The 15,185-nt window shown below is 35.9% G+C and carries 10 protein-coding genes; 1 reads left to right on the top strand and 9 read right to left on the bottom strand.

Translation table 11 applies throughout. The features are described 5' to 3' along the window. Positions 1 to 32: 32 nt before the first annotated feature. Both I589_RS12645 and arfA read right to left on the bottom strand, forming a co-directional pair. Entirely contained in the window at positions 33 to 1,331 is a 1,299-nt protein-coding gene (locus I589_RS12645; protein WP_010768161.1) for an ABC transporter substrate-binding protein, read from the bottom strand. Positions 1,332 to 1,343: 12 nt separating this feature from the next. Further along, the gene (arfA, locus tag I589_RS12640; RefSeq protein ID WP_010768160.1) at positions 1,344 to 2,822 is read right to left on the bottom strand and encodes an arabinosylfuranosidase ArfA; all 1,479 of its coding nucleotides are present in this window, start codon (positions 2,820 to 2,822) and stop codon (positions 1,344 to 1,346) included. Between the two features lie 355 nt (positions 2,823 to 3,177). On the opposite strand from arfA, the gene I589_RS12635 reads away from it, so the two are divergent. Then, on the top strand, positions 3,178 to 4,080 hold the full coding sequence (locus I589_RS12635) for an ArsR/SmtB family transcription factor (RefSeq protein WP_010768159.1): 903 nt from the start codon (positions 3,178 to 3,180) through the stop codon (positions 4,078 to 4,080). Positions 4,081 to 4,202: 122 nt separating this feature from the next. Here I589_RS12635 and I589_RS12630 read toward each other — a convergent pair whose 3' ends face one another. From I589_RS12630 to I589_RS12600, 7 genes are all read right to left on the bottom strand, one after another. Continuing rightward, on the bottom strand, positions 4,203 to 5,171 hold the full coding sequence (locus I589_RS12630) for a transketolase family protein (protein WP_010768158.1): 969 nt from the start codon (positions 5,169 to 5,171) through the stop codon (positions 4,203 to 4,205). Then, positions 5,155 to 6,030, bottom strand: coding sequence for a transketolase (locus I589_RS12625; RefSeq protein ID WP_010768157.1), 876 nt, complete (start codon positions 6,028 to 6,030; stop codon positions 5,155 to 5,157). The genes I589_RS12630 and I589_RS12625 overlap by 17 nt, the downstream gene beginning before the upstream one ends. Positions 6,031 to 6,049: 19 nt before the next feature. Next, on the bottom strand, positions 6,050 to 7,411 hold the full coding sequence (gene ulaA / locus I589_RS12620; RefSeq protein ID WP_010768156.1) for a PTS ascorbate transporter subunit IIC: 1,362 nt from the start codon (positions 7,409 to 7,411) through the stop codon (positions 6,050 to 6,052). Between the two features lie 25 nt (positions 7,412 to 7,436). Beyond that, positions 7,437 to 7,718, bottom strand: coding sequence for a PTS sugar transporter subunit IIB (locus I589_RS12615; RefSeq protein WP_010768155.1), 282 nt, complete (start codon positions 7,716 to 7,718; stop codon positions 7,437 to 7,439). Next, positions 7,715 to 9,766: a BglG family transcription antiterminator gene (locus tag I589_RS12610; protein WP_010768154.1), complete on the bottom strand. Its 2,052-nt coding sequence runs from the start codon at positions 9,764 to 9,766 to the stop codon at positions 7,715 to 7,717. Before I589_RS12610 ends, I589_RS12615 begins: the two co-directional genes overlap by 4 nt. Before the next feature lie 548 nt (positions 9,767 to 10,314). After that, positions 10,315 to 11,943: a glycoside hydrolase family 13 protein gene (locus I589_RS12605; RefSeq protein WP_010768153.1), complete on the bottom strand. Its 1,629-nt coding sequence runs from the start codon at positions 11,941 to 11,943 to the stop codon at positions 10,315 to 10,317. Positions 11,944 to 11,955: 12 nt separating this feature from the next. After that, positions 11,956 to 15,120: a glycoside hydrolase family 31 protein gene (locus I589_RS12600; protein ID WP_010768152.1), complete on the bottom strand. Its 3,165-nt coding sequence runs from the start codon at positions 15,118 to 15,120 to the stop codon at positions 11,956 to 11,958. Between the last annotated feature and the right edge of the window lie 65 nt (positions 15,121 to 15,185).

Below are 15,185 nucleotides of genomic sequence, written 5' to 3'. Positions count from 1 at the left end.
TTCTATGAAATAAACCTAGACATAGCCATTTATTATTGAATTTTACTTTCTACAGATGATTGAATCTCACTTAGTCCTTTTTCAATAGGGACCGATCCATCTAAAATGGTTTGTAAATTTTCTTTCAACGTATCTTTAATCGTAGGTGTCTCTTTTGTCTCGTAGACAGCTGGAACTTTATTTAACCAGTCTGTTAATTTCACATAGATTTTTTCATTTCCAAAAAAGGCAACTTCTTGTTGATAAGCTTCACCTTTGGCAGCAGCTTTTGCAGAAGATACACAGCCATTTTCAGTTAAAATTTGTTGTTGAAACTCTGTATCTTCTCCAAACGTAGATACTAAGAACTCAATGGCTTCCTCTTTTTTATTTGAACCATCCAAAACAAACCAGCTTGCTCCGCCAGTATTTGAATAATTCGTTGCACCATCAGCATCTAGACGAGGGATTGTTGCTAGACCCCAGTTACCGGATTGATCTTCTGCTTGTTTAATAGAATCAACAAACCAACAACCGTTTATAATAGAAGCTGTTTCTGTATTATTCGTCACTTTTAAATAACTATCCCAACCATTAACATTCGTTACATTGGATGATGATTTTAATTTTTTGGCTACCTCTAAAGTAGAAGCTAACGTTTCATTCCCCTTAATCGATGGTTTGCCTGATTCATCATTAAACCAACTGTTTGCTGATTGTAAAATGATTTGTTCAATACGTGTTTCTGTGTAAAATTGATCTGCATAATAATTTACGCCTGTTTTCTTTGAAACATCCTCACCAATTTTTATAAATTGATCCCAAGTGATGTCTGTCAAATCCTCTTCTGTATAACCAGCTTCTTCAAATAAATCGGTTCTATAAAATAAACCAGTAACCCCTGTGTCAAACGGTAAACCATATGTTTTTCCCTCGTAACTAACGGCTGTTTTTTTGAAGTCATAATAGTCATCCAATTTTACCGAGTCCGACATATCTGCAAATGCACCGTCATAGGTTGATAAAAACTTTTGACCATCCGCATCTTGTAATAAAACAATGTCTGGCAGTCCTTTTGTTGAGCCAGAGGATAAAATCGTTTGCATTTTTTGGTTAACATCTTCACTAGAAATATCTTGTATGTTGACCTTAAGATTTTTTCCTTCATTTTTGTTATATCTTTCGACTGCTTTGTTTACCATGCTGACATTATAATTAGCATCCCAGCACCATACAGTTAGCTCTTCGTCTGAACTTGTTGACTTCGTTTCTTCTCCCTTACCACAAGCAGCTAAGCCAAGTAACGCACCAAAAACTACAACAGCTTTTACCAGTTTTTTCATTTTTTTCATCTTTTCTTCCTCCTATTTTTTTAATCGAATGACATTCCAAGAAAGTGGTTTAATATCCAGTTGTTTAGCTTCTGGGTTCACTTCTACTTCTATAGGTTCAATAGAGGAAGTGAATGAATTTTTCACTAATGGATCTGTAGAACTATATTCAATATGAGCATCCAACTGATAGGCTTCATAGCCGACAAAATCCAACGATAATTCCAACGATTGATCTAGACTACGGTTGACTGCAAAAATAGTTAGATGTTCATCATCATTGTCAATCACTACACTTTCCAAATAAGGTACTTTCCCAAATTCTTCTACCTCATATTCTGGACTTTCAATAATTGACTGCAAAACTGTTCCTCTACCATAATTTGAGGCATGAGCATATGGATAGAAAATTGTTTGTTTAAATAATCCTGTTTCATTGGTAAAGATTGGGGCAATCACATTCACTAATTGAGCCATACATGCAATTTTCACACGATCTGCATGTTTTAAAAGCGTGATAAGTGCCAAGCCAACTAATAGTCCATCTTCAAATGTATACTGATCTTCCAAAATATCTGGTGCTTCTTGCCACGGAGTCACCGCCGCATCATGTTCGTTGGAATGGTACCATGCATTCCATTCATCAAATGAAATCATCATTGTTTTATCTGAACGTTTCATTGCTTTAATTGAGTCACAAATAGCCACAACAGAGTCAATAAACTTATCCATACGAACAGATTTAGCTAAGTGATGCAAAGTTCCTTTCTTCGGCGCATCGAAATATTGATGCATAGAAATATAATCTACATTGTCATAGCATTCTTTAAGTACTGTCTCTTCCCATTCACCAAACGTAGGCATCGATTCATTTGAACTACCACATGCTACTAACTCAATCGACGGGTCTAATAAGCGCATCGCATTCGCCGTTTCATTCGCTAAACGTGCATATTCATAGGCTGTCTTATGGCCTGTTTGCCATGGTCCATCCATTTCATTTCCTAAACACCATGTTTTAATTTTATAAGCCGAATCATTTCCATACTCTCTACGTTTTTGAGCCCAGTAAGAATTTGAATCCAAATTACAATACTCCAATAAATCGCAAGCTTCTTGGATCCCTCTTGTTCCAAGGTTAACCGCCATCATTGTTTCTGCATCTACTTCTTTTATCCAGTCCATAAATTCATCTGTTCCAAACTGATTCGATTCAACTGTTCTCCAGTGAAGGTCGACTCGTCTAGGTCTGTCTTCTTTTGGCCCAACGCCGTCCTCCCACTTATATCCGGAAACAAAATTCCCTCCTGGATAACGAATCATGGGCACAGACAATTCATTAATCGCTTCAATTACATCTTCTCTATACCCTGATTCATTTGATAATGGATTGCCCGGCTCATAAATTCCTCCATAAACACATCTCCCCATGTGCTCAACAAATGATGAATAAATGCGATTATCAATTTTTGCTAGTTCAAACCCTTCGCTAACTTTCAATTTTGCTTTCACAACTGCTCCTCCTTTGATTCTTAAAAACATTAACTAAATAAACATTTACGTAATTACATTTATATATTTGCATTTTTTGAAACCGTTGTCAACAAAGAAATAAACATTTTTAGAAATTTAAAGACTTTCTTATTTCCCGAAAACATTCGGGCGTAACCATTGATTTAATTCACATTTATGTTTATCATGTTAATAGATAGAAAAATTTGAACTAAAAACTATTCATAGAAATCCATTTATTTTTTCCTACATTTCACTTACTATGGAACTAGAGTGACTTGTTACAGATTGTTAATTAGTGATTTCTAAAAATCGTTCATTTTTAATATATACTTACTAAAAAGGATGAAAAATTATGAAAATTGAACTTTCCGAAAGCTCTTTACCTGTATTCAGTGCATTAGATAGTCCTGTAAGAATACAGATTATTCAACTATTGGCTAAAAGAAGAATGAATATAAAAGAACTTGCTAAAGCACTAGGCCTCAGCAACTCTATTGTTACGATGCATGTAAATAAACTAGAAGCGGCTGATTTAATCACTACTCGAAAAATTCCTGGAAAATCTGGAATACAAAAAGTTTCTAGTTTAAAAGTGGAGAATCTAACCGTTCAATTTCCCGAAAAAATTGAAGAAGCCTTCGATTACTATGATGCTGACATTCCTTTGGGGCAATTTACTGATTATGACATCGCTCCTTCCTGTGGCATGGCATCTGCTAACAAATTTATTGGTCAATTAGACATGCCAAAGTTTTTTATGGATTCTAGTCGGATTTCTGCACAAATTGTTTGGTTTACAAAAGGATTTTTAGAATACAAGGCGACCAATTATTTAAACCCTGATGAATCTCTGCAAAAAATTGAACTTAGTATGGAGATTTCTTCAGAGTATCCTTTTGCCAAGGATAATTGGCCTTCTGATATCACGTTCTCCTTAAACGATATTCTATTAGGTACTTGGACAAGCTTGGGGGATTATTCTGATCGTCGCGGAAAAATAAATCCTGAATGGTGGCCCAATGATATGAATCAGTACGGTCTATTAAAAACATTACAAATCACTCATGAGGGAACCTTTATGAATGGAGAAAAATTGTCAGATGTGACAGTGAAAGAATTCCAAGATAATTCAAAAAATTGGACAATTCGATTTGAGGTTAAAGAAGAATCGGTGAATGTCGGTGGACTAACTATCTTTGGTCGTGGCTTTGGTGACTATGATCAAGACATAAAGCTTCGGGTGTATTATAGCTAGCTCATCTCGTAACTGAAGTCGATATATCAACAAAAAGAATGGGACAAATATCTATGAGGGCTATAGCTCTCATAGATATTTGTCCCTACCTCTTTTTATGTTTCCTGTCTAAAAGAATAGATTCATCCAGTTACTTTAGACAGCAATTTCGTTATTTCTTGTTCAATCGCCCTTTCCGTCAGCCCAAATTCTTCCTGTAAAAAATCTGGTGACCCTACCTGTCCGAATCGTTCATCTACACCAATTCTCTTCAACGGAATACCGATTCCTTGTTCTGAGATTACTTCAGCTACAGAGCTTCCCAAACCACCTGTGATAGAATGATTTTCAATTGAAACAATTTGTTTTTTCCCTTTTGCTTCGCGAATAATTAGCTCTTTATCAATTGGCTTGATTGTAAACATATCAATTACTTCACAGCTTATTGCCTGCTTACTTAATTTTTCTGCAACCAGTAATGCTTCAAATACCAGTTGTCCAGCGACGATAATGAGTACATCTTTTCCTTCGCGTAGAATATTGCCTTTTCCTATTTGAAAGGTAGAGCCCTTTTCATAAACTGTTGGAACCCCTTTTCGATTGCCTCGAACATAGTGAATTCCTTTCATTTGACTGAATTCTTTAATAATCCACTCCATCTGAACTTCATCTGCTGCATCACAAACAATGGAATTAGGGATTGCTTTTACTAAGGCAACATCTTCCCAGGTTGTATGGGTTCCGCCATTTGTCCCAACTGCAAATCCTGGATCAGAACCATATATATTGATTGTATTTCCGCCATATCCGCCAGATATAAACAGTTGATCAAATACTCGCCGGGTAGCAAATGGACCAAAAGTATGGATAAATGGAGTATAGCCTGTCAAACTAAGTCCAGCTGCAACCCCCACCATATTTGCCTCAGCAATTCCCATATTGATAAATTGTTCTGGGTTATTTTTAGCTAAATTAGTCCATCCGCTGGCGGCACCTAAATCGGCGTCTAATGCGACAATCTTCTTGTTTTCCTGCATCAGCTCATTCAGTGTATCGACGACACAGGTACGCAATTCTTTTCCTACTGTTGTTGTTTTACTTAGCGTATACATCCTCTATCATCCCCTCAATTTTTTGCTGCAGCTCACTTATCGCTTGTTCAGCCGCTTGATTTACTTCTTCTGTATTAAATTTCACCGAGTGGTTTGCATCAAGTGTTTCAAAATAAGAAACTCCTTGCCCTTTTATACTATCCAGCACAATGCAAACTGCCTGATTTTCAATTGTTTTACATAAAACAATTGCATCATCAATTGCTCTGATGTCTGATCCTTTCACTTTCAGTGTATAAAATCCGAATGCTTCCATCTTTTTTTGCAAATCAAATGGATTCATAATTTCTTCTGTGGGTCCATCTAATTGTTTTTTATTGTCATCAATAATCACAATGCAATGATTTAATTTGAAATGTGCTATATATTGAAAAGCTTCCCAACATTGACCTTCATTTAACTCTCCATCTCCAACAATTAAATACACATAATTATTTTTGTTAGCCATTTTAAATCCCGTAGCCATGCCAGCTGCTATGGATGTCCCTTGTCCTAATGAGCCAGTAGTTGCGTCAACTCCAGGCGTTTTTTGTCTGTCTGGATGAGAAGGAAGCCTTGTTCCCCCCTCATTAATTGTCCATAACCATTCTTTACTAAAATATCCTTTATTTGCTAATGCACTATATAATCCTGCACCTGCATGACCTTTTGATAAAACGAGTCTATCGCGTTCTTCCCATTGCGGATTTTCAGGATCAATGTTCATTTGCTTTCCGTATAAAACAGCTAATAACTCAACAATGGAAAATGATCCTCCTAAATGTCCTTGCCCCATATGCTTAATACTTTTTAAGGTATCTAATCGTATCTTTGTCGCCAATAGCTCCAGTTCAGCCAACTGTTTGTCATCGATTGTCACAAGAAATGCCCCCTATCATTTATTCAGAAACTGCGTTTGTTTTATTCTTTTTAAAAATAGTCAAGCCAAGTAACACCGCAAGAACTGCAACAATCCCAGAAATAACTGCAATTTGTCCGCCGATGTTTGCCAAGTTTCCTAAGAAGATACCCGCTACACCATAATCTGTATCAGAGAATGTCGAACCTTGGAAACCAAGGTCTCCCATAACTGGCATTAACAAGATTGGCATAAAGCTGATAATGATTCCATGGATAAAAGAACCAATCACTGCTCCGCGAACCCCTCCTGTTGCATTTCCATATACACCCGCTGTAGCACCACAGAAAAAGTGAGGAACTACACCTGGAATAATAACCGTTGTCCCAGTTAAAACCATGATTACTAAACTAACAATCCCTCCAACGAAACTTGTCAAAAATCCAATTAAAACAGCATTTGGCGCATAAGGAAAGACGATTGGGCAGTCTAGTGCTGGAATAGAATTTGGAACTAACTTTTCAGAAATCCCTTTAAAAGCAGGCACAATTTCGGCTAAAATCAAACGTACCCCTGCTAAAATAACAAACACTCCTGCAGCAAATGAGCCAGCTTGTTGAAGAGAGTAAATAATATAATTTGTTCCATTACTTAAATTTTCAGTAATAAATTGGCTTCCTGCAAACAAAGCAACAATCACATACACCACAGCCATTGTGATGGTAATACTTACCGTTGAATCACGTAAGAAAGATAACCCTTTTGGAAAGTTGATATCCTCAGTAGATTTTTCTTTATTTCCGACATATTTCCCAATGAGTCCACTTAACGCATAACCAAAATTTCCTGTATGTCCCAGAGCAACTGAATCATTTTTTGTAATTTGTCGTGTAAATGGTTGAGCAATTGCCGGGAAGATGGTATTACAGATACCTAATGCAAGTCCGCCAAATAACACAAGGCTTACAGTTCCCATGCCTGTTACACTTAAAATAACCGCAATCATACAAGCCATGTACAGTGTGGCATGACCCGTTAAATAGATATATTTATAACGAGTAATACGTGCAATCAAAATATTAAAAGCCATACCGGCTAGCATAATGAGAGCTGTATACGTACCATATTTTGTCAAAGCAAGCGCTACTATCGCTTCGTTATTTGGAACCACTCCTTGCATATTAAACGCTACTTTGAACATTTCTCCAAAAGGGGCTAGAGAACTTTCAATCACTCCTGCACCCGCTGTCACTACTAGAAACCCAACAAACGTTTTAATACCACCTTTAACAATCGTAGCAATATCTTTTTTCTGCAAAATATTCCCTAAAATCGCAATTAATGCAACGAGTATCGCTGGTGTACTAGCAATATCAATTAAAATATCCAAGATTCCACTCATCTTTTTGTCCTCCGTTGTTTATTTTTTATAATAGTCCCTTTTCTTTACATAGCGCTTCGACTTTTTCTCTCAATTCATCAAGATCAATAATACTGTCTAAAACAACCACTTCACCTAAATGCTGCGCACTGTCAGCCAAATCACTGCCAACAAAGAAAACATCGGCCATTTCTGGTGCAGCACTCCCTAAATCGTAATGAGCAACATCTACACCACTTACACCTAATTCATTTAATACCGAGTTAATGTTCATCTCCACCATAAAACTTGATCCTAATCCTGATCCACAAACAGCTGCTACTTTCATTCTTCTTCTTCTCCTTTAGTTATAATTTGATAAATCTCTTCTTGTGAACTTGCTAATAATAAAGCCTCTAACTTTTCCTTATTTGATAAAATTTTTGTAAGACTTGCTAGCGCCTTCAAATGAACTTCGTTATCAACTGCAGCTAGACAGATAAAAATTTGAATTGCATGTTTTTCATCATCAAGTAATAAGACGGGATCCTTCACTTTCAACAGGGACATCCCTAATTGATTCACCCCATCTTCCGGGCGAGCATGTGGCAACGCAACACCTTTACCAATATGAATGAAAGGACCATAATCTTTTACCTTGTCTATCATCGCTGTCACATAGCTACTTTCAATTTTTCCGTTCTCTTTTAGTGGTTGTGCGGCGAATTCAATTGCCTGTTCCCAGTTCATTGGTTCATCGGATAATTGAATCATGTCACGTGTTAATAATTCGGATAGCATAGGTCTATCGTCTTCCCTTCTCTTCATCTCTTTACTTACTTTTCTTTGAACCGCCTTGTACAATTTTTCTTTTGAGACTCCTTTTTTCAACTCAATATGAGGGAGAATAATATCAATAATCTCATTGACTGAAGGAATTAATATTTTTGGAAATAAGAAGTCCTCTTGAACCGTTCGCAACAACATGTTCTTTTCGAGCTGTGTCATAATCGGTTTAATTACATACAGCCTATTTTGTGTTTTGATAGGTATACTTGAAAAAATCATGTCAAACGCTTCTGAGCCTTCTGATTTAAATGACTCTACAGAACGTGCCTCATGAAAATCAATTTGCGGAAAAAGCTCTTGCAGCTCAGATTTCATAATTAACGAAGAACTAATTCCACTTGGACACAAGATTAACGCTCGTAACTGAATATCCTCTTTTCGCTCTTTTTGGCTTCTAATTTCCCCTCCAAATAAAATGGTAAAGTACCCTATTTCTTCATCAGGTATTGTCTGTTGGATTAACTTTTTTAATGGAAAAAGTGCCACTTTCGTAATCTCAAATATTTCACTATATTGCAGTTTAATCTCATCAATTAGTACATTACCTAATGGAAAATGAAATCGAATCCGAAAATAAGCTGGGACCAAATGATAAAACAAATCTAAAAGAAGCTTTCGGTAATTCTGAAATTCAATTGCTGCTAGTCGTTCCACTTCATGAATCATGTCTCCCGCACATTCAAGCAGAAATTCTAAGGATTTATCTTGAATCTCTCCTTGGATTACAGTCATAAACAAGATGGTAAAGTAAAAAGCCTCACTCGTTTTGTTTTTTATTTCTGTCCAATTAGCTAAAAAATAGTTACTAGCCTGATAAGACAAAAGTTTTTCCAGTAATAATTTATCCTCCTGATTGATTGTGATTTCATGACCACTTACTCGACAAAATAGATACGAAATAAAGTAGACCATTTCTTCAAATCGGCTTGGAACAACTGACAAACCAAAGATTTCAATCGTTTTGGAAAAATCAGTTCGAACATCTGCATATAAACAAATCGACTTGGTAAAAAGACCTTTATTTACCAATCGTGTTCCATTTTTAGCACCTACCAACTCGCCTAACATCTGGTAAGCTGTTGAACGGATTGTTATTTCTAAACCACTCAATACAAACCCACGTTTTCTCGAATAATCTAAGACTATTTGTTTTTTTGAAATTTTCTCTCTTAACTTACGTAAGTCACTTAAAATGGTATTTTTACTCACAGAGAAGAATTCTTGAAAATGGAATACCGAATATTCCTCTTCCTCCATAAATACAAGAAGATAAATCATTAATTGTCTTTCTGTTTCTGTGTAGACAATCTCCGTCTCCTTTTCTTCAAATAAAATATCCAGCCATTTCTTTTTCACGTTTTTTGGGATAAGCAGAACGTTCTCCTCCATACTAATTTCTGGAAGCGCCATCTGGTAAATCACTTCATTTACTTTTCCTATCTCCAACATAAGCATTTCTTTTTTCATTCCAGTACGCATTTGTACTTCATCAATCGAATATTCCGTCTCATCTCCAGACATAAGATAACTCATTTTGTAATTAATCATTCTTCCTTCCCCCACACCTAATATATAATAAGACCTGTGATAACCCCAGAACACTTGGGCACAACTTGAAAGCGCATTAATAAATTGATTGGACCAAAGCGCAAAGAAACCTGATTTAGCAAAGAATCTTTCGACATCATTACTCATTGAAAGACAAGCTTAGTTATCTTGTCCCCATTAAAAAATAAAGAAATTGGTCCTTCAAATAATCCTATCAAAAATAAAGAAGGAAAAAAATAACAGAAAACTGATTAACTATGATCCACTAAAAATGCCAGCCCCTCTTTTTTTATGTATTAGTGACGTTTAGAATTCTGTTGGTTAAGTAATTCGAAAAAAAAGCAAAAGAAAGGTGGGTCATAACTAGTTAAGTTATCTCCCACCCTCTTAAAATCTTAATAAACGTCGGGAACAGAAGGCGTTGCTTCGGTTCTCGACGTTTCATGTGACTAGTATATTTATTTTTTCCTGAAATGAAAGTAGTTTTTGAACGCTCGATTTAACAGAAAACTAGCATAAAAATATTACTCTGGTTAAAATCTTTTTATTTATAAAATACGAATTACAAAAGCTTCATATGGTCTTAATTGGAATGTTCCAGAAGATATCTCAGATATATCATAGTTTGAAATAATCGTTTCCTTAACAGAAGTTGGTATATATAGACTATGTGGTTCTGTACTAATATTTGCAGCAACAAGCCAAGTTTCTCCATTAAATATTCGTTTATACGCAAAAATCTCATTTGGTGTATCTGTTAACAGCTCGTACTCTCCCCACACAATGAGATCATGTTGTTTTCTCAACGTAATCAATTTCTTATACGTGTAAAAGATAGAATCCGGATTTTCTAGATTTTTTTTAACATTGATTTCTTTTGCGTTTGGATTTACATGTAACCAAGGAGTTCCTGTTGTAAAACCTGCATTTGTTGAATTGTCCCATTGCATTGGTGTCCGTGCATTATCACGTCCCTTGGCATTAATTGATTCAATAAGTGTCTCTTTGGCAAAACCTAATGCAAGTCGTTCATTGTACATATTGATTGTTTCTATATCCTCAGCTTCTGAAATATCTGAAATTGGATAGTTAGTCATTCCAATTTCTTCCCCTTGATAAATATAAGGAGTTCCTTTCATCATATGCAATAAAATCGCAAATAATTTAGCACTTTTTTCATGATAAATCGTATCATTTCCCCAACGAGATACGATTCTTGGTAAATCATGATTATTCCAAAATAGACTATTCCAGCCATCATTTCCTAGTGACACCTGCCATTTTGACAATACCTGTTTTAGTTCTGGAACATTTAACGGGCGTAAATCCCACTTATCTTTTCCCTCACCATGTTCCTGATCCAATCCAACATGTTCAAATTGAAAAATCATAGACAGTTCCTTTCGTTCTGGATTCGAGTATAGCTTGGCGATTTCTGGAGTTGCCCCCCATGTCTCACCAACAGTCATCAGATCCTTCCCGCCAAATGTCGCACTGTTCATTTCTTGAAGATACTCATGAATTTTTGGTCCATTTCCAGTAATTTCTTTATCAGGTACTTTACTGATTAAATCAATGACATCCATCCGAAAGCCGCCTACACCTTTATCAATCCAAAAATTCATCATATCATAAATTTCTTGTCGGACTTTCTGATTTTCCCAGTTTAGGTCTGGCTGGCGTTTACTAAACAAATGTAAAAAATACTGACCTGTCGTTTCATCAAATTCCCAAGCAGTTCCGCTAAAAGTTGAACGTAATCCATTTGGAACCTCGCCATTAACTGCATCACGCCAAACATAATAATCACGATACTTATTTTCTTTATTCTTTCTTGATTCTACAAACCATGCATGCTCATCAGATGTATGGTTCACTACTAAATCCATGATTATTTTTATGCCGCGATTCTTTCCTTCTGATATCAGACACTCCATGTCTTCCATCGAACCAAATTCTTTCATGATTGCTTCATAGTCACTAATATCATAGCCATTGTCATCATTGGGCGATTGATAGACTGGAGAAAGCCAGATTGCGTCAATCCCCAAATTTTCTAGATAATCTAAATGTTGAATAATTCCTTTTAAATCACCGATTCCATCACCATCTGTATCTTGAAAGCTTCGAGGATAGATTTGATAAACTACTGAATTATGCCACCATTTTTTCTCCATAACTTTGTCCCCCTACAAGTCGATAAATTCTATTTCAATCTCTAGATTACTATCATACATTACACTCTTCTCAGCCTTATCTACTGTTACATGAATGCTATTGCCAAGATGATCCTCAATTATTTCTTTAAAATCATCTTTTGCTGTTACAATTAGTTTAGGTCTGGTATATCTTTTTATATTATTGCCAATTTGCTCACCAATTATCCCCGAATTTCCAAGATTTAACAAAATTATGGAATTTTGTTTGATAAAAACGGGAATTTGATCTGCCTTTGCATGAACTTCTATTGTCTGTCCGCCCTCAACTACTTGATGTGTCCAAAAATCAGTCCATGTTCCTTCTGGAAACTGAATAAATCTACTTTGTTCACCTTCTCTAATCACAGGAGCAATCAATAAGGATTCTCCAAACATAAATTGATCGTAGCAATTATCAAATGCTTCACTAGGATAATCTATTTTCAATGCACGCATCAACGGCAGACAATTATTTACCGCTTTTTGTGATTGATCATAAATATATGGCAATAGATTCATCCGAGTATTCGCAAAGAAACGATAAACATCAATTACTTCTGGTGTATTGGTTCGGTCAGCAATATTCCAAGGCGTTCGGTCTTGGTTGAATTCTCCCTTACTCTCAGCATGGTACTGCATAATGGGACAAAAAGCTGCCATTGAAGCAGACCTCATAAACAATTCAGCCGTTGGAATGTCACCATTGAATCCTCCTAAATCCCATCCCCAGAAAATCACTCCAGATAAACCAGAATTGATTCCCGCAATCAGTTGGCGTTTAAATGCATCAAATGTTGAGCGCTCATCTCCTGCCCAATGTGCTGGATAAGTTTGTGCACCAGTGTATCCTGCTCGACTAAACGTAATTCCTTGATTTTGCTGAGCAAATTCATAATAAGATTTAATGTATTCTTTCGGATAATTATTTCGCATTTTACGTCCATTACTACCATCTGAAAATTGAACATCTGCACCATAGACCATCTCACCACCGTCTGTTTTAAATCCATCTACACCCAGTTCAATCAAATACTGTCTCTTTTCAAACCACCACTTTTTAGCTGCTTTGTTAGTAAAATCTAACAAAAGACTATCTGTAAACCAATTTTCTGGAATTCGATATGGTGTTCCATCCGAATTTTTTACAACATAACCTTGTTCAATCATAAACTTTTCATCTTGATCTTTTAATGGATGCTTTTGCTGATTTAAATATTTTCCGATAGGAATTTGCCACAAAATAAATTTCAATCCATTCTCATGACAGTGCTCTATCAGTCCTTTAGGGTCTGGCCACCGTCCCCATTCAGGAAAGGTCATCTGATCATATGAGTGACTCTTTCCCGGATCAAGTAATGAATATTGTGCATCATTAAACATGTAATAAGTTGTTTCATCACTCCATTGTTCAAGCACGATAACTGTTGACGGGATGCCGTGCTCATTTGTTAACTTAATCTGCTCACGAACAACACTGTCTCGATCCCAATTATTACTCGACATCCAAGGACCAAATACCCAGCTAGGTACCATCCTAGGCTGTCCTGTACTTTGAATATACTGCTGTATCATTTCTTTCATACTTCCATGTAATAAATCAATCTCGAAAATAAAATCTGTTGGTTCTGTCTCCACCGTCAACTCAACGATTCCTTTATTGCTATGTTGTAAATCAAAACGTGTGTAATAATCTGTAACAATGGACAAACCATAGCCCTTATCAGTAAAATAATATGGCATTGGCATATAAGTTCGTGTCCCCTGGTCACGATATTGGTTATAAACAAAACAATCAATGATGGTCCCAAACTGATTAATCGCGTTGTATCGTTCACCAAAACCATAATAAATCTCAGCGTCATCAAAAAATTTTAGAGAAATGCTGAAAATTCCTTTACCAATTAGCTCTTGAATTTCTAACATATCTTCAAAAAACGTAACAATCACTTGTCCATCATTAGTGGTAATAGCTCCTGTCGAATCTATGATTAAGCACTGCTCGTTCAGCTTATTTGATTTTATCGCTGGTTTATTCAATGACATTTGCAGCTTTGTTTTCTGTAGATTCAAAAATATGGTTTGATGATTAGTTACTGCCTGATATATATTTTCATGCGAAGTTGATCCTATAAAATCAACTTTACGGACAATTACTTGTTCTTTTATCGTTAACTCGTAATCTACTGAGGTTTCTATTTCTTCTCCGATTGCTATAAATGAATAAGAACCTTCAACATATTCTTCTGGTAATTCAACGACTGCTTGATAAATATGTAAAGCCTCATCCACAAGCAAACACGGAATTCTTTCTGCAATGCCATCTAGCTTCATGAAAACTTTTTCTACCGTTTGACTATTCACTTGGACATTGAATTTGCACGTCCCTCCAGCTGTTGGATAATGAGGTGCACGCTCATATGGAAGTGTGTCATATACATTCCCATTTCCTAGTGGTTTATGGATGAATGCATTTGCCGAAATACTTTCTTTTTTCTGACGCAAATAGGTCTCTAGCAGTGATAAAAGAATGCACTCATCATCATTTAAAATTGTAGCTGCCATACTTAAATACATATCAGCTTTACCAAAATCATATTTTTCAGTGTAGTAAATACCCAAAAGTGCCGTCTCCGATACAGAAAGGCTTTCTGATTGCGAGGATACTACTTCCTGAATTCCCGAAACCATAACAAGATCCTCTGGTGCAAAAAGACCAAATGGCAAAACGCTAAAGACTAAATCAACAGCTGGTATTTTCTTTTTAAGAGATGAAATTAATGATCCTTGACGAATCATATGAGCAAAAATAAAATCACGAATTTCAGTAATTTCTTTTTGCAACTCAAATAATTGATACTCATTTTTTACTTCCGATAACGTGATATAATAAATAGCCAAGTTAGAAGTATAAATATCAGCTGCTTCATTAAATACATTCTCTGTTTCTTTTGACCATTCGTGCTGAATTTTATGAACAATCGTGTAATCTACTTCTTCGAGTATGATACCAGTCTTCACTTTCAACCAAACAGAAGCTGCTGCTATTGGCAATTGCTCATTCAACCAGTGGAGTCGACTGATTTCAGGAGACAATTTTCCATTGAGAAATGCATCATACAATGAAAGTATTTTTGAGAACTTTTCAGTTAACTTCATATAAATTTCCTCTCTTAAAAGAACCCAGAGCTAGTCTGCTCAGTTCTTAAACTCTGGGTCTATTT

It is taken from the genome of Enterococcus phoeniculicola ATCC BAA-412, assembly GCF_000407505.1.
GTDB classification, from domain to species: domain Bacteria; phylum Bacillota; class Bacilli; order Lactobacillales; family Enterococcaceae; genus Enterococcus_K; species Enterococcus_K phoeniculicola.
The sequence above is the reverse complement of the archived record's forward strand: the minus strand, read 5'-3'. Positions and strand labels throughout refer to the sequence as shown.